Raw genomic sequence first — 18,866 nt, 5'->3', positions numbered from 1 at the left:
CCCGCCGAGACCGCGACCGAGGCGCCCGCCGAGACCGCGACCGAGGCGCCCGCCGAGACCGCGACCGAGGCGCCCGCCGAGGCCGAGGCCGCCACCGAGGCCCCCGCCGAGGCGCCCGCCGAGACCGAGGCCGCCGCCACCGAGGCGCCTGCCGAGGCCGAGGCCGACAAGAAGGACTGAGCAGGTCAGCCGGCCGCGGGCTCACGTCCGCGGCCGGCGCCCCGCGTCGTCCCACCCACCGCGGGCTCGCCTCGAGCCGGACCGCGAACCCCCTGGATCAAAGGAAGAAGGACCATGGCCAACTTCACCGCCGCCGACGTCAAGAAGCTCCGTGAGCTGACCCAGGCCGGGATGATGGACTGCAAGAAGGCGCTGACCGAGGCGGACGGCGACTTCGACAAGGCCGTCGAGCTGCTCCGCGTCAAGGGTGCCGCCAAGGCCGCCGCCCGCGGCGCCGAGCGTGAGACCGCTGCAGGCCTCGTCGCCACCTCCGGCAATGCCCTGGTCGAGCTCAAGAGCGAGACCGACTTCGTCGCCAAGAACGAGGACTTCATCGCCAAGGCGCAGCAGATCGCCGATGTCGCCGACTCCGTCAAGGCCGCCGACACCGCTGCCCTCAAGGCCGCCGAGCTCGACGGCAAGACCGTCGGCGAGGTCGTCGAGGACCTCGCCATCACCATCGGCGAGAAGATCGAGCTGGGCGAGGTCGCCTACTTCGACGGCACCACCGTCACCTACATGCACAAGCGTGCCGCCGACCTCCCGCCCGCCGTCGGCGTGCTGGTGGAGTTCGAGGGCGACGAGGCTGCCGCCCGCGCCGCCGCGATGCAGATCGCCGCGATGAAGGCCCAGTACCTCACCCGCGACGAGGTCCCGGCCGACGTCGTCGAGTCCGAGCGCTCCATCGCCGAGCAGAAGACCCGCGAGGAGGGCAAGCCCGAGCAGGCGATCGCCAAGATCGTCGAGGGTCGCCTCGGTGGGTTCTTCAAGGAGATCGTCCTGCTCGAGCAGGAGTCGGTCACCGAGTCGAAGAAGTCGGTCAAGGCCGTCCTCGACGAGGCCGGCACCACCGTGAAGCGGTTCGCCCGCTTCGAGGTCGGCGCCTGAGCCACGCCTCACCCGATCACCGACGAGGGGTCGTACGCCACACGGCGTACGGCCCCTCGTCGCACCTACGGTGGCGGTGCCCCACCCACCCTCGGGACGTCGGAAAGGTGGCTCAGCCACCGCTCGTACGACGCCTCCCGCCCGCGCGGACAGTCCGGTTTCGTCGGCCCCCGTCCGGTCCGGTAGGTTTCGGATGACCCACCCAGTTTGGCTGTGAAGGGATGCACGTGGCGTACAAGCGAGTCCTGCTCAAGCTCTCCGGTGAAGTGTTCGGCGGAGGTGCGGTGGGGTTGGACCTCGACGTCATCAATGCCACGGCCGGCGAGGTGGCCGAGGTCGCCAAGTCGGGCGTCCAGATCGCGATCGTCGTGGGCGGTGGCAACTTCTTCCGCGGCGCGGAGCTCCAGCACCGCGGCATGGAGCGTGCCCGCGCCGACTACATGGGCATGCTCGGCACGGTCATGAACTGCCTCGCGCTCCAGGACTTCATCGAGAAGCACGGCGTCGAGACGCGCGTGCAGACGGCCATCACGATGGGCCAGGTCGCCGAGCCCTACATCCCGCGCCGGGCCATCCGGCACATGGAGAAGGGTCGCGTCGTGATCTTCGGTGCCGGCGCCGGCATGCCGTTCTTCTCCACCGACACCGTCGCCGCCCAGCGTGCGCTGGAGACGCGCTGCGAGGTGATCCTGATGGGCAAGCAGGGCGTCGACGGGGTCTACGACTCCGACCCCAAGACCAACCCCGACGCGGTGAAGTTCGACCAGCTGAGCTACGACGAGTACCTCGCGCGCGACCTCAAGGTCGCCGACGCGACCGGCATCGCCATGGCCCGCGACAACCAGATGGACATCGTCTTCTTCAACCTCTCCACCCCGGGCACGATCGGGCGGGCGGTGCGGGGTGAGAAGATCGGCACGCTGGTGAGCAGCACGGCCTGACCGGCCCGCCCCACCTGCCTGCGCCACCAGCACCACGACGTACGAGGAGAGAGAGCAACCGTGATCAACGACGTCATGAACGATGCCGACGCCAAGATGGGCAAGTCCGTCGAGGCGACGCGCGAGGAGTTCGCCGCCATCCGGGCCGGCCGTGCCAACCCGGCGATGTTCGCCAAGATCACGGCCGACTACTACGGCACCCAGACCCCGCTGCAGCAGCTCGCCAGCTTCTCCTCGCAGGACGCCCGCACCATCCTCATCCAGCCCTTCGACATCGGCGCGATGGGCAACATCGAGCGGGCCATCCGCGACTCCGACCTCGGCGTCAACCCGGCCAACGACGGCAAGGTGCTGCGCTGCGTCTTCCCCGAGCTGACCGAGGAGCGCCGCAAGGAGTACATCAAGCTCGCCAAGTCGAAGGCCGAGGACGGCCGCGTCTCGGTGCGCAACGTGCGCCGCACCGCCAAGCAGGCCCTCGAGAAGCTCGAGAAGGACGGCGAGGTCGGCAAGGACGACGTCACGGGTGCGGAGAAGCGCCTCGACGCGGTCACCAAGACCCACACCGACAAGATCGACGAGCTCCTCAAGCACAAGGAAGCCGAGCTGCTCGAGGTCTGAGCCACCCTGCCGATGACCACTCCTGATCCTCCGGCGGCGCCCGCCCCCCAACCGAACGCACCCAAGGACCACGGTCGCGCCGGTCGAGACCTGCGGGCTGCCGTCATCTCGGCGGTCGTCCTCGTCGCGGCGATCCTGCTGTCGCTGCTGTTCTGGAAGCCCGCGTTCATGGGCATCGTGGCGGTCGCCGTCGTGGTCGCGGTCTGGGAGCTGCACCAGGGGCTGGCCGCCAAGGGCATCGACATCCCCGAGCAGCCCCTGATGCTCGGTGGCGTCGTGATGGTCGTTGTCGCCTACGTCTGGGGCGCACCGGCGCTGGTCACCGCCACCGCTGTCACCGCGCTGGTCATCATGCTGTGGCTGCTGAGGCGCGGCGTCGACGGCTACGTCATGAACGCCACCGCGTCGGTCTTCACCCTCATCTACGTGCCGTTCCTGGCGTCCTTCGTGGCGCTGCTGCTCGGTGAGGGCGGCACCGCCCCCGCATTCGGCCTCGACCTCGACGACCCGGGCGTCCGCGGCGTCATCACCTTCATCGCCATCACCATCGCCTCCGACACCGGCGGCTACATCGCCGGCGTCCTCTTCGGTCGCCACCCGATGGCCCGCGTGATCTCGCCCAAGAAGTCCTGGGAGGGCTTCGCCGGCTCGATGGTCGCCACCATCGCGGTCGGTGTCTGGCTGGTGACGTCGTTCCTCGGCGGCGACTGGTGGGTCGGCGTCCTCCTCGGGGTCATTGCCGCGGTGATGGCCACGCTGGGCGACCTCTGCGAGTCGGTCATGAAGCGCGACCTCGGCATCAAGGACATGAGCCAGGTGATCCCCGGCCACGGCGGCCTGATGGACCGGCTCGACTCGCTGCTGGCCACCGTCGCCCCGATCTGGCTGGTCCTCTACTACCTCGTCTTCTGACGAGCCCTGCGACCGGACGTCCCATGCGCCTGCTCGTCACCGGTGGCCGCACCGGCTACCTCGGGCGCTACGTCGTTGCGGCCGCGGCGGGCCACGAGGTCGTCGCCGTGGGGTCCGCGGACGCCGACGTGCGGGACGCTGCGGCGGTGGAGTCGCTGGTCGAGCGGCACCAGCCCGACGCGATCGTCCACACGGCGTACGTCCAGTCCGACCGGTCGGTCACCGCGGACGGTGCGGCCCACGTGGCGGGCGCGGCCGCCCGGCACGGCGCCCGGATGGTGCTGGTCTCCAGCGACGTGGTCTTCGGCGGCTCCGACCGCCCCTACGACGAGACAGCACCGACGGACCCCGTCTCGCCCTACGGCGAGGCCAAGGTCGCCGCGGAGCGCGCGGTCCTCGACACCTGTGACGACGCTGTCGTGGCGCGCACCTCGCTCATCCTGGGCGACGGCGCGTCGCAGCACGAGGAGCTCGTCCGACGACTGGCGGCCGGCGCCGACGGCGCCCTCTTCGAGGACGAGCGCCGCTGCCCGGTCCACGTGGAGGACCTCGCCCGCGCGCTCGTCGAGCTCGCCGAGGGCGACGCCCAGGGCGTCCTGCACGTGGCCGGGGCCGACGGCATGAGCCGGCACGAGCTCGGTCGGCTCATCGCGCGTCGCGACGGCCTCGACCCCGACGTGCTGCGAGCCACGACGCGGGCGGCGCTGGCCGTGCCGGGCCCCGTCGACGTACGCCTCGACTCCTCGCGCGCGGCGGCGCTGCTGTCGACCCGGCTGCGGGGAGCCCGGGAGTTCCTGGCCTGACCGCGGCGCCTGCCGCCCGGACGGACCTCCCTGCCACCGCGCGCCCCGCGCGATGCGTGGCGGCCGAGCGCCTAGGCTGGTGGTGTGGAGACGCAAGAGCAGCAGGCGCACGAGGCGTCGCAGGAACGCCACTTCGAGTGGTGGCACCACAGCCACCCCACGTTCGCGGGCATCACCGGCTTCTTCGCCGGGATGCTCTTCGTCACCGCCCTGCCGGGGGCGTTCGCAGGGCTGCTCCGCCTGCTGTTCGACCACGACACGTCCGAGCAGCTGTTCCCGTTCGTGCTCCTCGCGCTGGCCCTGCCGATCGCGATGCTGATCAAGCGCAAGACCCGGCGGTTCGCCCAGTTCATGTTCGTGGGCATGGTCGTCACCGCCCTGGTCGTGGGCGGCGTCGCCTCGCTGGTGCTCTACTTCATGGCCGACGCCTGACCCGTCCGACCCGCTGAATGGCCCCGTCGACCGTCGGGGTGGGAGAATCGGCGCGATGTCCGAATCCACGCACGAGCCCATCAAGACCCTGCCCCTCGTCTTCGACGAGCCGCGCGGGCGCAAGAAGCCGCCGCGCCACCTCGCCGACCTCGACGAGGCGGGCCGCAAGGCGCTGCTGGAGGAGATGGGGCTGCCGGGCTTCCGGGCCAAGCAGCTCTCCACCCACTACTTCGGCCGGCTCGTCGACGACCCTGCCGAGATGACCGACCTCCCGGCCGGCCAGCGCGACGACCTCGTCGCGGCGCTGCTGCCCCACCTGATGACGCCGCTCCGCACGCTCGAGGCCGACAAGGGCACCACCCGCAAGACGCTCTGGAAGCTCTTCGACGGCGCCCTCGTCGAGTCGGTCCTGATGCGCTACCCCGAGCGCGCCACCGTCTGCGTGTCCAGCCAGGCCGGCTGCGGCATGGCCTGCCCGTTCTGCGCCACCGGCATGGGCGGTCTGCAGCGCAACATGTCGACCGCCGAGATCGTCGAGCAGGTCGTGGCCGGGGCCCGGTCGATGGCGCGCGGCGAGGTCCCCGGCGGTCCCGGTCGCGTCTCCAACGTGGTCTTCATGGGCATGGGCGAGCCGCTCGCCAACTACAAGGCGGTCGTCGGGGCCGTACGTCGCCTCACCGATCCCTCGCCGGCGGGCCTCGGCATGAGCGCGCGCGGCATCACCGTCTCGACCGTGGGCCTCGTGCCCCGCATCCGCCAGCTCACCGACGAGGGCATCCCCGTCACGCTCGCGCTGAGCCTGCACGCACCCGACGACGAGCTGCGCAACGAGCTGGTGCCGATCAACACCCGCTTCTCGGTCGCCGAGACCGTCGAGGCAGCCTGGGACTACGCCCGCGTCACCAAGCGCCGGGTCTCCATCGAGTACGCCATGATGCGCGGCATCAACGACCAGGCCCACCGCGCCGACCTGCTCGGCGAGGTGCTCAACTCCTACGGCGACTGGGGCTGGGTACACGTCAACCTGATCCCGCTCAACCCGATCGAGGGCTCGAAGTGGACGGCGTCCGACCCGGCCGACGAGCGCGAGTTCGTCCGCCGGCTCGAGGCGAAGGGCATCCCGACGACCGTCCGCGACACCCGCGGGCGTGAGATCGACGGTGCCTGCGGCCAGCTCGCCGCCAAGGAGTAGGCCGAGGAGCAGCCCCAGCACCACCGCCGAGACGTCGCGGTCCGTTCACGTGTCGTCCGTCCGCGGCGGGTCGTGCGTTGCGGCGACCTTCCTAGCGTCCGGGGCATGGACCTGCTCGAGAGGCGGCGTCGCAGCCGCACCGTCCCGGCCACCGTCGTCCCCCTCGCGCCCGACCGACCGGCGCCTGCCCGCGCCGGGCGGCTCCGCGTGCTCGTCGTCACCGAGTCGTTCCTGCCCCAGGTCAACGGCGTCACCAACTCCGTGCGCCGGGTGCTGGAGCACCTGGCGGCCGAGGGGCACGAGGCCGAGCTGGTCGCGCCGACCGGCCCCGCGACGTACGCCGGCTTCCCGGTGACCCTCGCCCGGGGCGCCTGCCTGCCGTTCTACGCCGACTTCCGCATCGGGCTGGAGACCCGGCGCCGGCTGCGCGCCACCATGGAGCGGTTCCGGCCCGACGTCGTGCACATCGCCTCACCCGCCGCGCTCGGCCTGCAGGCGGCGCGGGCGGCGCGATCGCTCGGCATCCCCACGGTCGCGATCTACCAGACCGACCTGGTCGGCTTCGCGGAGCAGTACGGCGTCCCCGGTGGCGCGCGGGTGATGGGGGCGCTCACCCGACGGATCCACCAGGGGGTCGACCGCACGCTGGCGCCCTCCACCGCGAGCATCGCGCAGCTCGGTGGGCTCGGCGTGCACGCGGTCGCCCGCTGGCCACGCGGCGTGGACCAGGAGCTGTTCGCACCGGCGCGCCGCGACGAGGCCCTCCACGCCGAGCTCGCCCCGGACGGCAGCCTCCTCGTCGGGTACGTCGGCCGGCTGGCCGCGGAGAAGGAGCTGGAGCTGCTGGCCCACGTCGACCGGCTCCCGGGCGTGCGCCTCGTGCTCGTCGGCGGCGGGCCCGAGGAGGCCCGGCTCAGGGCGCTGCTTCCGGACGCGGCCTTCCTCGGCGTCCTCCACGGCGAGGAGCTCGCGCGCGCCCACGCCACGCTCGACGTCTTCGTGCACACCGGGCGCCACGAGACCTACTGCCAGTCGGCCCAGGAGGCGCTGGCCAGCGGGGTGCCCGTGGTCGCACCGCGGTCCGGCGGGCCGATCGACGTCGTGCCCGACGGCGTCGCCGGTCACCTCTACGATCCCGGCGACGCGGCAGACCTGGTGGCCCACGTCGAGCGGCTGGTGGCGCACCCCGTGCTCCGGCGCCGGATGGCAATCGCCGCCCGCCAGAGCGTGCAGGGCCGGACGTGGCAGGCGGTCAACGAGCTGCTGGTGGACCACTACCGCGACGTCAGCCGGACCTCCGTCACCCGTCGCCGCGCCGGCTGAGCGTCTCCCGCACGACCTGCACGGCCTCCTCGACGGTGTCGACGAGGTGCACGTGCGGCTCCATCGCCCGCCCGGCGGCCAGCGCCCGGAGCAGCGGCCACACCGGCAGCTCCTCGGTCCAGTAGCGCCGGCCGAGCAGCACCATCGGCGCGACGGCGCTCTGGCCGGCGTAGTAGTTCTCGCAGGCGTCCTGGAAGATCTCCTGCACGGTGCCACCGGCGCCCGGCAGGAAGACGATGCCCCCGGTGCACACCTCGAGCAGCAGCGCCTCGCGCGGCGCGTTGGCGAAGAACTTCGCGATCGCGGTGGCGAAGACGTTGGGCGGCTCGTGGCCGTAGTGCCACGTCGGGATGCCGAGCGACTCCCGGCCGCCCGAGGTCGCGCCCACGACGTCGAGAGCGACCCGCGCCCAGGCACCCACGTCCGGCCGGAACGACGGCACCGTCGCTAGGCGTCCCAGTGCGTCGTCGAGGCCGTCGGGCAGGAACGCGCCGAGGTTGGCCGCCTCCATGGCGCCCGGACCGCCACCCGTGGCCACGGTGAGGTGGTCGCCGAGCGCGTGCCCGAGGCGCGCTGCGGCGGAGTACGCCGGGCTGCCGCGCTCCAGCGCGTGACCGCCCATGACGCCGACCAGGTCACGTCCGGCCACCCACGCCGCCAGGGCCGTGTCGACGTGGTGGTCGTGCAGCGCCATCGCCAGGGTGTCCTCCGGGCTGGTGCCGCGCCGCGACCAGGCGTAGGTCCGCGCGTCGAGGGTGTCGTGGTAGCGCGGGGCGTCGTAGAGGTCGCCGGGGGAGTAGAGCGTGGACCGGTAGGTGTCGACCGGGATGCCGGGGATCTCGGGCAGCACGATCGCACCGGCACGACGTACGACGTCGTCGTCGCCGTCGGTGAAGTCGCAGCCGAGGAACAGCGCACCGCCGAGCGACCTCTCGAGCAGCGCTGCCCCGCGCTCGGTGAGGTCCAGCCCGACGACGCGCCACCCGGCGAGCGAGCGGGCGCCGGCGGCGAGCCTGCGGTCGAGGTCGGGGAGGCTCGTGACGTCGATGACACGTCCGTGGGAGTGCTTCACGGGGCCAACCTAGGCTGACCGCGGTCGTGCTCCAGCGATCCCCGGCTGACCGGGGATCGCTGAAGTTGTCAGGCCGTGCACGGGCCGACAACCTACGGAAGAGCCTGACAACCCCTGACGACGCCGGCGCCAGCCCGGCTCAGATCTCGGTACGGGTCCTGACGCGGCTTCGTTCCTCAGCCGCGGGACCACTCGATCTGGCCGGGCCCACGCGGCGACCTCGTGCCTCGGTCGCCGCTGCCCGGCTCAGAACGCGTGCGCCATGAGCTCGCCGAACAGCTCCTGGTCGTCGACCTCGAGCCCGCGCGAGCGGAACCAGGCGCACATGTTGGCGCAGTCGCGCATCAGGAAGTCCATGCCGCGCGGGTTGCCGACGAGGTCCACCATCTGCGGCAGGTCGATGATCACGAGCCGGTCGGCCGCAGCCAGGGTGTTGTACGGCGACAGGTCGCCGTGGACCAGCCCCGCCTGGACGAGCGTGATCAGCGCGTCGCGCAGCTGGTCGTAGTAGCCCTCGACCACCGAGCGCTCCGGGCGGACCTGGGCCACCCGCGGGGCGGTCTCGATCTCCCCGTCGACGGTCACGGTGATCCACTCCATCAGGATCTCGGTCTCGTCGATCTGCACCGGGTAGGGGACGGGCAGGCCGAGGTCCCAGCAGCGGCAGAGTGCGTTCCACTCCGAGACGGCCCACTCGCCGGCCGCGACCTGCTTGCCCCACGTGGACTTCCGCTTGAGGGCGCGGTTGTCGCGGGACCGCTTCATCGAGCGGCCCTCGGTGTAGGACGCGGCGCGGTGGAAGGTCCGGTGGTCGGTGTCGCGGTAGCGCTTGGCTGCCATCACGACGGCGTCGTCCGGACGGTGCGGGTCCTCGCGCTCGAGCAGGAAGACGTCGGCCTCCTTGCCGGTCTTGAGGACGCCGAGCTCGGTGTCGATGGCGCCGCTGGAGGTCACGACCCAGTCGGGGCGCGGTTCGGGGCCCTTCATGAGGGCTTCGAGGTCCTGCCAGCGGGACCAGCGTTGACCCTTGCCGAGCTCGTCGGCGTAGGTGTCGTAGGTGAAGACGAACGACTCGTCGATGCCCTCGAGGGGCGAACGGTCGTCAGGCCGGAGGAAGTCCTCCGGGATGCGGTGAGTCAAGGTAGGTGCTCCGTTGGTGCGAGAGGTGGTCGGCGGACAGGCCGAGGACAGCGATGGACATGTCACGGCTCCTCTCGTCTCACGTGCACCGGCGTGCGGGTCGGCACGTGGTGGACGCACTCACACTCGCGGCGCGTCGCCCCCATGGTCGCTGGCCATGCGCGGCACCGCAACGCAATTAAGGGCGCTAGGTTCGGACGGTGACCACGCGACCGATCCACCGACCCGTCCTGTCCGCAGCCCTCGCGACGGCGGTGGCCGCCGGCCTGGCCGTCGGGGCGGGTGGTGCCACAGCGAGCGCCGGGGCCGCCACGGCGCCCGTCGACGGGGCGTCCGGCATCGGCGACCCCTACTGGCCGCTCGACGGCAACGGCGGCATCGACGTGTCGACGTACAAGATCGACAACCGCTACGCGCTGGAGTCCAAGCAGCTCAGCGGCACCACGAAGGTCAGGCTCACCGCGACCGAGGACCTCGCGAGCTTCTCGCTCGACTTCCTGCTGAAGGTGTCGAAGGTGACCGTCGACGGCGAGAAGGCGAGCTTCGACAAGACCGACGGCGGGCACGAGCTGCGGATCACCCCGGCGCAGCCGCTGGCGGCCGGCAGCAAGCACACCGTTGAGGTGGCGTACGACGACCACCCGGCGCGGTACTCCTACGCCGGGGAGCGCAACTGGCTGGCCAGTGAGACCGAGGTCGTCGCCATGAACGAGCCGCACATGGCGCCCTGGTGGTTCCCCGCCAACGACCACCCGCTCGACAAGGCGATCGTCGACGTAAAGATCACGGTCCCCAACGGCCGCGAGGTCGTCTCCAACGGCAAGCTGCGCGGCCGCAAGGTCGGCAAGCGCTCGACGCAGTGGCACTGGAGCGCCGACGAGCCGATGGTGCCCTACCTCGCGTTCTTCGCCGCCGGCGACTTCGCGATCGAGAAGGGCAAGCACCGCGGCCTGCCGTGGCTCGTCGCGGTCTCGAAGCAGCTGGGCGAGCGCGACCAGGCGGCCAGCATGCGGTTGATGAAGAAGACCCCGGCGGTCATCGCCGGCCTCGAGAAGGACCTCGGCGACTACCCGTTCTCGGTCGTCGGCGGCATCACGACCGGCCTCAACCCGGGTTTCGCGCTGGAGAACCAGACCCGGCCCACCTACCCGGCGGTCGGCGGCAGCGCCACGAGCCTCATCGTCCACGAGCTCGCGCACCAGTGGTTCGGCGACGACATCGCCGTCGAGCAGTGGTCCGACATCTGGCTCAACGAGGGCTTCGCCACCTTCATGGAGTGGCGCTGGGCCGAGGAGCACGGTGGCCGCTCCGCCGACACCATCTTCCGCCACTACTACGCCAACGTCGACGCGGGCTCCGCCTTCTGGAAGGTCGCGGTCGACGACCCGGGTGCGGCCAAGGTGTTCGACGGCGCGGTCTACGGTCGCGGCGCGATGGCGCTGCAGGCCCTGCGCAACCGGGTCGGGGACGAGGCCTTCTGGCGGGTCGTGCGCACCTGGATCCACGAGCAGCGCGGGGGCAACGGATCCACCGCGGAGTTCGAGGAGGTGGCCGCCCGGGTGAGCGGGCAGGACCTCGGCTCGTTCTTCGACACCTGGCTCCGCACGCTCGCGAAGCCCGCCGCCACGGCCGCCAACGGGCTCGGCTGACGATGACCAGCCAGACGACCGGGGTGACGTGGTTCCGGCCGCCCGTCGACGGCCACCCCGGCCTCCTCAACGCCTGCTACAACGCGCTCGACATCCACGTCGTCCGCGGCCGCGCCGACGACGTCGCGGCGCACCTCGACGGCACGGAGCGCACCTTCGCGCGGCTGCTCACCGAGGTGGCTGCGTGCGCCGGGGTGCTGAGCGCCTTCGGCGTCGAGGCCGGTGACCAGGTGGCGCTCGGGGCCGTGCCGCAGGGGACCGGCGTCGTGACCGTGCTCGCGGCCGCCCGGGTGGGTGCCGTCGTGCAGTACGACGACTCGCCCGGCGCCACCGGGAAGGTCGTGGTCCGCGGCAGCTCCGACGGCGTCGTCCTGTCGGCCGACGGCGAGGACATCCCGTGGGACGTCGCGATGCGCGCCGGTCGTACCGACCCGGCCGGGTGCGCCGACGTACCCGGCGACGCGGTCCTCTCCCGCCACGGCGCCGACACGCTCACGGTCCTCGACGCCCTCGGCGCGTCGGACGACCAGAACCTGCCGGTGCCGACCGGGGCCACGCTCGTCGACGTCGGCGGCCTGAGGTTCTGGTCGTTCGACGCGCCGCAGGACTAGCGGCTCAGCGTCGCTTGCGCAGCCACTTGGCGAGCTCGTCGTACTCCCCGGACGCGTTGGCGTAGAGCGCGACGTTGCGCGCGGTCTCGACCCACGGGCCGATCGAGGGGCGGATCTCGGACAGGGCCTGGTCGAAGTCGGTCATCCCGATCATCCGCACCTGCCCGGAGCCGACCGACTCCATCAGGGCGTTCTCCGAGGCCGACTCGCACAGGTGGGCGAGGTCGGCGCCGCTGAAGCCCTCGGTCGCCTTGGCGAGGCGGCGGGTGTCGATGCGCTCCACGGGCCGGTCGCGCAGATGGGTGCGCAGGATCGCCTCGCGCGCCTCGCGGTCGGGGGGCAGCACCAGCAGGGTGCGGTCCAGCCGACCCGGGCGGCGCAGCGCGGGGTCGACGTCCCAGGGGTGGTTGGTCGCCGCGAGCACGAAGACGCCCTCGTTGTCCGACCCGACGCCGTCGAGCTCGGTGAGCAGCTGGTTGACCGTCGTCCGCGCCCCGGAGCTGCGGTTGAGGGAGCGCTTGCCGCCGATGGCGTCGAGCTCGTCGAGGAACAGCACGCAGGGCGCCGACGTGCGGGCGACCTCGAACAGCTCCTTGACGTTGCGCTCGCTCTGGCCGATGTACATGTCGAGCACGTCGGCGAGCGACACGTGGAGGAACGACGCCCCCAGCTCGCCGGCGACGGCCTTGGCGAGGAACGTCTTGCCGCAGCCGGGCGGCCCGTAGAGCAGCAGGCCGCCGCGCAGCGACTTGCCGTAGAGCGCCCGCAGCTCGGGGTTGCGCAGCGGCGCGAGGAAGCTCGCCTCCAGGCGCTTCTTGACGTCCGTCAGCCCGCCGACGTCGGCGAGCCGCACCCCGGCCGCCTCGACGTCGTACGCCGACGGGCCGGGGTCCTCGGTGGTGCCGTCGACGAACATCGGGCCCACCGTCTCGCCGAGGTCGGACTCGGCGGCGTGCCAGTCGAAGGTCGACGGCTTCGCCGGAGGCGCGTCACCCGACGCGTCCGGTGACTCCGACGGCTCGGTCGGAGCCGCTGCGGGATCCGCCGCGGTCGGAGCGGTGCCCATCGCCCGCGCCATCAGCTCGCGTGCCTGCGTCGAGGCCGGGTCCTTGGCGAGCGCGGTCGCGACGTGCTCGACCGCCTCGGCGCCGCGGTCGGCCTCGACGAGCAGGCCGGCCAGGTGCAGCCGCAGCGGCAGGTCGTCGGGGGCGGCGCGCACGGCGGCGGCCAGGCTCTCGATCAGGCGCTCGTCCACGGCCCCACCCTAGGAGAGCCGTCAGCGGCCGCGCACGAGGTTGACGAGCGCCATGACCACCCAGCCGACCACGCAGATGAAGCCGACCGTGCGGAGGACGCCGGCCAGGACGATCCCGGCGCCCGCGGCGACGGCGTACGGCGCGAAGGCCATCACGACCACGGCGACCGACAGCAGCGCGAGCAGGGCGAGGAGGTACTTGCCCTGCCACCGCGTGCGCCGGAACAGCCCGCGACCCCAGCTCCCGACGCCCCGCGGCAGGTCGCGGACCACGTGCCGCACGAGGACGACCACCACCGCGACGTACGCCGCTCCCGCGAGCGCCCGCGACCACCACGGGGCGCCGGTAACGAGCAGGATGCCGAGCACGATGGCGGCGGCGAACAGCGACCACATCACCCGCCTGCCGAGCAGGAGGAGCACCGTGTCGAGGTTGTCGCGGACCTGCTTCTGCTGGGGGTCGCTGCCCACGGCCCCCCGGAGCAGGCCGGCCGCCCGGCCGAGCCGCCCGCGATCCATCTCCGACGCCGCGAGGTTGTTCTGGGCGAGCGTGTGCTGCGGGTCGAGCGCCATCGCGTTGCGGAACGCCGCCTGCGCGCCCTCGTGGTTGCCGAGGGCGTCGAGGCAGAGACCGACCAGGTTGTGGGCGTCGGGGCTGTGCGGCGCCGCCTCCACCGCGCGCCGCGCCGCCTCGTAGGCGTCGCGGGTGCGGGGACGGCGCAGGCTCAGCAGCGCGCGGGCGTACTGGTAGTGCGAGGTGAAGTCGTGCGGCGCCAGCCGGAGGCCGGACTCGGCGGCCGCGACGGCTCCCGTCCCGTCGTTGCGGTCGCACAGCACGTCGACCAGCACGTGGTGGGCCCCGGCGTCCTCCGGGTCGAGGGCGAGGGCGCTGCGCACGACCTGCTCCGCCTCGGCGTGGCGGTCCTGGCGGTTGAGGGAGCGGGCCAGCCCGAGCAGGGCCCGGCCCGACCCGGGGTCACCGGTCAGCACGTCGCGGAAGCGCTGCTCCGCCTCGACGTCGCGGCGCAGGTCGAGGAGCTGCTCGGCGTGGGCGAGTGCCCGCCAGTCCGCCCCTCCGCTGTCCACGGGGCCCATCCTGACAAACTGCAGGGGTGACTGCCCGCGACATCGTGATCCTCGGCTCGACCGGGTCCATCGGCACCCAGGCGCTCGACCTCGTCCGCGCCCACCCGGACCGGTTCCGCGTGGTCGGCCTGACCGCCGGCGGGTCCAACCCCGAGCTGTTCGCGGCCCAGGTCTCGGAGTTCGCGCCGGCGTACTCCGGTCTGGGTGAGGAGGCGTCCACCGAGGCCGCCGGGCGACCGTGCGACGTCGTGCTCAACGGCATCACCGGAGCCGTCGGTCTCCGCCCCACCCTGGCCGCCCTCGACGCCGGCACCACGCTTGCCCTCGCCAACAAGGAGTCGCTCATCATCGGCGGCCCGCTGGTGAAGGAGCGCGCGCGACCGGGCCAGATCGTGCCGGTCGACTCCGAGCACAGTGCCATCGCCCAGAGCCTCCGTGCCGGCTCCGCCGAGGAGGTACGACGCCTCGTCCTCACCGCGTCCGGGGGCCCGTTCCGCGGTCGCACGGCCGAGGAGCTCGCCGACGTCACCCCGGAGCAGGCGCTCGCGCACCCCAACTTCGCGATGGGGCGGGTGATCACCACCAACTCCGCGACGCTCGTCAACAAGGGCCTCGAGGTCATCGAGGCGCACCTGCTCTTCGACATCCCCTTCGACCGCATCGACGTCGTCGTCCACCCGCAGCAGCTCATCCACTCGATGGTCGAGTTCGTCGACGGCGCGGTGGTGGCCCAGCTCGGCCTGCCCACCATGCTGGTCCCGATCTCCCTCGGGATGGGCTGGCCCGACCGCGTCCCCGACGCCGAGACGCCGATCGACTGGACCCGGGCCGCGGACTGGCGCTTCGAGCCCCTCGACGACGTGGTCTTCCCCGCCGTCACCCTGGCCCGGACCGCGGGGGAGCGCGGCGGCACGGCGCCCGCCGTCTACAACGCCGCCAACGAGGTCGCCGTCGACGCCTTCCACGACGGTCGGCTGCGCTTCCCCGACATCGTTTCCACGGTGGCACACGTCCTGGACCGTCACGACGTACCATCGAAGGAGCACCTCACCGTCGACGACGTCCTCGCCGCGGACTCCTGGGCGCGAGCCGAGGCCGCGGCCCTCATCTGACGCTTCCCCGACGTCACCGACGTCCCCACCCCGAGAAGGACCCCCACGCACATGTCCGCCCTGCTCTACACCCTGGGTGTCGTCGCCTTCGTCCTGGCGATCCTCGTCTCGATCGGGCTGCACGAGTTCGGGCACCTCGTGCCCGCGAAGAAGTTCGGCTGCAAGGTGCCCCAGTGGTTCATCGGCTTCGGCCCCACGGTGTGGAGCAAGCAGATCGGCGACACCGAGTACGGCGTCAAGGCGATCCCGCTCGGCGGCTACGTCAAGATCGTCGGGATGCTGCCCCCGGGCGCGGAGGACCTCGTCGAGGAGACGACGTACGACGAGGACGGCGAGGCGGTCCACAAGGTCCGCCGCTCCAACACGGGCATCTTCACCCAGCTGATCTCCGACGCCCGGGCCGCGGAGTGGGAGTACGTCAAGGAGCACGACACCGACCGGCTGTTCTACCGCCTCCCGTGGTGGAAGAAGGTGATCGTGATGGCGGGCGGACCGATGGTCAACATCGCCATCGCGTTCGGCCTGTTCGCCCTGCTCTTCGCGACCTACGGCAACCCCCGCGACGAGGTCGTCGAGCCCGTCGTCGCCGCCGTGCCCGCGTGCGTGGTGCCCGTCGAGGAGCAGGGCCGTGCCTGTGCCGCCGACGACCCGCCCACGCCTGCGAAGGAGGCCGGGCTCCGGGCCGGCGACGAGATCCTCAGCTTCAACGGCACGCCGTTCAGCGACTGGGACAGCTTCCAGTCGCAGATCCGCGCCAACGCCGACGGCGACGCCGTCATCGAGGTACGACGCGGCGACGAGCAGCTGACGCTGACCACCAACACCACCGTCACGCTGCGCCAGACGTCGATGGAGGACCAGACCCTCACCGAGGTGGGCTTCCTCGGCGTCCAGCCCGAGACCCGGCTCGAGACCGGCGGCGTCGTCTACACCGCCAACCAGATGGAGACGATGGCCGTCGAGACGGTCAAGGCCCTCGGCCAGCTGCCGGTCAAGGTCTACGAGGTCGGCCGCGCCATCGTCGGCCTGCAGGAGCGCGACCCCGAGAGCCCGGTGTCGATCGTGGGCGGCGGCCGCTTCGCGGGCGAGGCGGCGGCCAGCGAGGCCTTCCCTCTGACCGAGAAGGTCGTCACGCTGCTGTTCCTCATCGCCAGCTTCAACTTCTTCATCGGCATGTTCAACTTCGTGCCGCTGCTGCCGCTCGACGGCGGCCACATCGCCGGTGCGCTCTACGAGGGCCTCAAGCGTGGCATCGCCCGGCTCCTCGGCCGCCCCGACCCCGGGCACGTCGACGTCGCCAAGCTGCTGCCGGTGGCCTACGTCGTGGGGCTCGCCATGCTGGTCATGGGCGTGGTCCTCATCGTCGCCGACATCGTCGTACCCCTGCGCCTGAGCTGACCCGTCCCGCGCCCGGGTGGGTGGGCCGCAGGCAAAGGTTCACGCAACCGCCTGAGCGGGCGCGGTCGCTGTGGAATCCTGCGACGGGCGCCGTTGCCCGGGCGTGCGCGGGAGGCGTGCCCGAGCAGCGGTGTCGCGCTGCCCGGCCCGTACGATGAGTCCATGACTTCCGTCGGCCTGGGCATGCCCGCCCTCCCGCCCCCCGTCCTGGCCCCCCGCCGCAAGACCCGCCAGATCAAGGTGGGCTCGGTGGGCGTCGGCAGCGACTCCCCGATCTCGGTCCAGTCGATGACCACGACGCTGACCTCCGACGTCAACGCGACCCTCCAGCAGATCGCCGAGCTCACCGCCACGGGCTGCGACATCGTGCGTGTCGCGTGTCCGAGCCAGGACGACGCCGACGCGCTGCCGGAGATCGCACAGCACTCGCAGATCCCGGTCATCGCCGACATCCACTTCCAGCCGAAGTACGTCTACGCGGCCATCGACGCCGGCTGCGCGGCCGTCCGCGTCAACCCGGGCAACATCCGCAAGTTCGACGACCAGGTCAAGGAGATCGCGAAGGCCGCCAAGGACCGCGGCACCTCGATCCGCATCGGCGTCAACGCGGGCTCGCTCGACAAGCGCATCATGGACAAGTACGGCAAGGCCACCCCCGAGGCGCTCGTCGAGTCCGCGGTCTGGGAGGCCAGCCTCTTCGAGGAGCACGACTTCCACGACTTCAAGATCTCGGTCAAGCACAACGACCCGGTCGTGATGGTCCGGGCCTACGAGCTGCTGGCCGCGGCCGGCGACTGGCCGCTGCACCTCGGCGTCACCGAGGCCGGCCCCGCGTTCCAGGGCACCATCAAGTCCTCGGTCGCCTTCGGCCACCTGCTCAGCCAGGGCATCGGCGACACGATCCGCGTCTCGCTGTCCGCGCCGCCGGTGGAGGAGGTCAAGGTCGGCCTCCAGATCCTGGAGTCGCTGAACCTCAAGCCGCGCCGCCTCGAGATCGTCTCCTGCCCGTCCTGCGGCCGCGCCCAGGTCGACGTCTACAAGCTCGCCGAGGAGGTCACCGCCGGGCTCGACGGCCTGGAGGTGCCGCTCCGCGTCGCCGTCATGGGCTGCGTCGTCAACGGTCCCGGCGAGGCGCGCGAGGCCGACCTCGGCGTCGCCTCGGGCAACGGCAAGGGCCAGATCTTCGTCAAGGGCGAGGTCGTCAAGACCGTCCCCGAGTCCCAGATCGTCGAGACCCTGATCGAGGAGGCCATGCGCATCGCCGAGGGCATGGAGCCGGTCGAAGGCGCCGAGGCGAGCGTCAGCGTCTCCTGACGCCCCCGGGGCGCGACAGCGAGCGGCTCGCTCCCACTAGGCTCCAAGCGTGTTGAGGACCCGCGAGCAGGTGCGCGTGCTGAGCCCGGGTGACCGGGACGCCTTCATCGCGCTCGCGGAGCAGGACCCGGTCGTCAACGTGTTCGCCGACTACCGCGCCCGGCTCACCAACCTCGACGAGCGGTGGCTCGGCGGACAGGTGTGGGGACGGTTCGAGGGGGACCGCCTCGTCGCGGGCTGCCACCTCGGGGCCAACCTCGTCCCGGTGCAGTGCACGCGGGACGACGTGGGCGCCTTCGCCGACGTGGCGCTGCGACGGCGCAACACCGTCGGCACCATCGTCGGCCCCGCCGCCGTCGTGGCGGCGCTCTGGGAGCAGATCGAGCCGCGCTGGGCGACGCCGCGGGAGATCCGTCCGGACCAGCCGCACCTCGAGATGCGGCGGGTCCCGACCATCGCCGCCGACCCCGGCGTGCGGGTCACCACCCCGCAGGACCTCGAGCGGCTCTACCCCGCGTGCGTGGCGATGTACACCGAGGAGGTCGGCGTCTCGCCCGAGAACGACGCGGGTGGGGGAGACCTCTACCGCGCGCGGATCCAGCAGCTGATCGGCCGCGGCTGGTCGATGGCGAGCTTCGACGACCAGGGCGTGGTCTTCAAGGCCGAGATCGCCTGCGTGACGCCGTACGCCGCCCAGGTGCAGGGCGTGTGGGTACGCCCCGACCGTCGGGGCGAGGGGCTCTCGACGAGCGGCATGGCGGCCGTGGTCTCCCACGTCATCTCCGCCGGCGTGGCGCCCGTGGTCTCGCTCTACGTCAACGAGTGGAACACCGCCGCGCGGGCGGCCTACGCACGTGTCGGCTTCGAGCAGACGGCGACCTTCGCGACGCTGATGTTCTAG

General features: G+C 72.0%; 19 protein-coding genes. 15 read left to right on the top strand and 4 right to left on the bottom strand.

The features are described from left to right. The 9 genes from ACXJKB_RS18895 to ACXJKB_RS18855 form a co-directional block, all read left to right on the top strand. On the top strand, positions 1-180 hold a 180-nt coding region (locus tag ACXJKB_RS18895; RefSeq protein WP_457191098.1), incomplete at its 5' end, for a hypothetical protein. A 114-nt stretch (positions 181-294) separates the two neighbouring features. After that, the gene (tsf, locus tag ACXJKB_RS18890; RefSeq protein WP_457191096.1) at positions 295-1,107 is read left to right on the top strand and encodes a translation elongation factor Ts; all 813 of its coding nucleotides are present in this window, start codon (positions 295-297) and stop codon (positions 1,105-1,107) included. A gap of 221 nt (positions 1,108-1,328) precedes the next feature. Continuing rightward, the gene (gene pyrH, locus ACXJKB_RS18885; RefSeq protein WP_457191094.1) at positions 1,329-2,048 is read left to right on the top strand and encodes a UMP kinase; all 720 of its coding nucleotides are present in this window, start codon (positions 1,329-1,331) and stop codon (positions 2,046-2,048) included. Between the two features lie 63 nt (positions 2,049-2,111). Then, positions 2,112-2,666 carry a ribosome recycling factor gene (gene frr, locus ACXJKB_RS18880; protein ID WP_457191102.1) on the top strand — a complete coding sequence of 185 codons (555 nt, stop codon included), beginning with the start codon at positions 2,112-2,114 and terminating at the stop codon, positions 2,664-2,666. Between the two features lie 12 nt (positions 2,667-2,678). Continuing rightward, complete coding sequence (locus ACXJKB_RS18875) at positions 2,679-3,578, top strand: phosphatidate cytidylyltransferase (RefSeq protein WP_457191092.1); 900 nt, start codon at positions 2,679-2,681, stop codon at positions 3,576-3,578. 23 nt (positions 3,579-3,601) lie between these two features. Then, positions 3,602-4,381, top strand: coding sequence for an SDR family oxidoreductase (locus tag ACXJKB_RS18870; protein WP_457191090.1), 780 nt, complete (start codon positions 3,602-3,604; stop codon positions 4,379-4,381). A gap of 84 nt (positions 4,382-4,465) precedes the next feature. Then, entirely contained in the window at positions 4,466-4,813 is a 348-nt protein-coding gene (locus ACXJKB_RS18865) for a hypothetical protein (protein ID WP_300045724.1), read from the top strand. Between the two features lie 55 nt (positions 4,814-4,868). Continuing rightward, complete coding sequence (gene rlmN / locus ACXJKB_RS18860; protein WP_457191088.1) at positions 4,869-6,005, top strand: 23S rRNA (adenine(2503)-C(2))-methyltransferase RlmN; 1,137 nt, start codon at positions 4,869-4,871, stop codon at positions 6,003-6,005. Positions 6,006-6,110: 105 nt separating this feature from the next. Further along, on the top strand, positions 6,111-7,328 hold the full coding sequence (locus ACXJKB_RS18855; protein WP_457191086.1) for a glycosyltransferase family 4 protein: 1,218 nt from the start codon (positions 6,111-6,113) through the stop codon (positions 7,326-7,328). Here the strand turns inward: ACXJKB_RS18855 and ACXJKB_RS18850 are convergent. Then, on the bottom strand, positions 7,306-8,400 hold the full coding sequence (locus tag ACXJKB_RS18850; RefSeq protein ID WP_457191084.1) for an LOG family protein: 1,095 nt from the start codon (positions 8,398-8,400) through the stop codon (positions 7,306-7,308). The genes ACXJKB_RS18855 and ACXJKB_RS18850 overlap by 23 nt on opposite strands. A gap of 246 nt (positions 8,401-8,646) precedes the next feature. Beyond that, entirely contained in the window at positions 8,647-9,540 is an 894-nt protein-coding gene (locus ACXJKB_RS18845) for a serine protein kinase RIO (protein WP_457191082.1), read from the bottom strand. Positions 9,541-9,740: 200 nt separating this feature from the next. Here ACXJKB_RS18845 and ACXJKB_RS18840 point away from each other — a divergent pair, with 200 nt between their 5' ends. Then, positions 9,741-11,189 carry a M1 family metallopeptidase gene (locus ACXJKB_RS18840; RefSeq protein WP_457191080.1) on the top strand — a complete coding sequence of 483 codons (1,449 nt, stop codon included), beginning with the start codon at positions 9,741-9,743 and terminating at the stop codon, positions 11,187-11,189. 2 nt (positions 11,190-11,191) lie between these two features. Continuing rightward, positions 11,192-11,800: a hypothetical protein gene (locus tag ACXJKB_RS18835; protein ID WP_457191078.1), complete on the top strand. Its 609-nt coding sequence runs from the start codon at positions 11,192-11,194 to the stop codon at positions 11,798-11,800. A gap of 4 nt (positions 11,801-11,804) precedes the next feature. On the opposite strand, the gene ACXJKB_RS18830 is transcribed toward ACXJKB_RS18835, so the two are convergent. Together ACXJKB_RS18830 and ACXJKB_RS18825 are read right to left on the bottom strand one after the other, a co-directional pair. Next, positions 11,805-13,055, bottom strand: coding sequence for an AAA family ATPase (locus ACXJKB_RS18830; RefSeq protein WP_457191076.1), 1,251 nt, complete (start codon positions 13,053-13,055; stop codon positions 11,805-11,807). A 21-nt stretch (positions 13,056-13,076) separates the two neighbouring features. Continuing rightward, complete coding sequence (locus ACXJKB_RS18825; RefSeq protein ID WP_457191074.1) at positions 13,077-14,141, bottom strand: tetratricopeptide repeat protein; 1,065 nt, start codon at positions 14,139-14,141, stop codon at positions 13,077-13,079. Between the two features lie 26 nt (positions 14,142-14,167). Here ACXJKB_RS18825 and dxr point away from each other — a divergent pair, with 26 nt between their 5' ends. The 4 genes from dxr to ACXJKB_RS18805 all read left to right on the top strand — a co-directional run bounded on the left by dxr (position 14,168) and on the right by ACXJKB_RS18805 (position 18,866). Then, entirely contained in the window at positions 14,168-15,253 is a 1,086-nt protein-coding gene (gene dxr / locus ACXJKB_RS18820; RefSeq protein ID WP_457191072.1) for a 1-deoxy-D-xylulose-5-phosphate reductoisomerase, read from the top strand. Between the two features lie 51 nt (positions 15,254-15,304). Continuing rightward, a complete protein-coding gene (locus tag ACXJKB_RS18815; RefSeq protein WP_457191070.1) occupies positions 15,305-16,651 on the top strand; it encodes a M50 family metallopeptidase in 1,347 nt (448 codons plus the stop codon). A 162-nt stretch (positions 16,652-16,813) separates the two neighbouring features. After that, positions 16,814-17,965: a flavodoxin-dependent (E)-4-hydroxy-3-methylbut-2-enyl-diphosphate synthase gene (gene ispG / locus ACXJKB_RS18810; protein WP_457191068.1), complete on the top strand. Its 1,152-nt coding sequence runs from the start codon at positions 16,814-16,816 to the stop codon at positions 17,963-17,965. A gap of 49 nt (positions 17,966-18,014) precedes the next feature. Then, positions 18,015-18,866 carry a GNAT family N-acetyltransferase gene (locus ACXJKB_RS18805; protein WP_457191066.1) on the top strand — a complete coding sequence of 284 codons (852 nt, stop codon included), beginning with the start codon at positions 18,015-18,017 and terminating at the stop codon, positions 18,864-18,866.

Source organism: Nocardioides sp. P5_E3 (genome assembly GCF_054049275.1).
The sequence above is the reverse complement of the archived record's forward strand: the minus strand, read 5'-3'. Positions and strand labels throughout refer to the sequence as shown.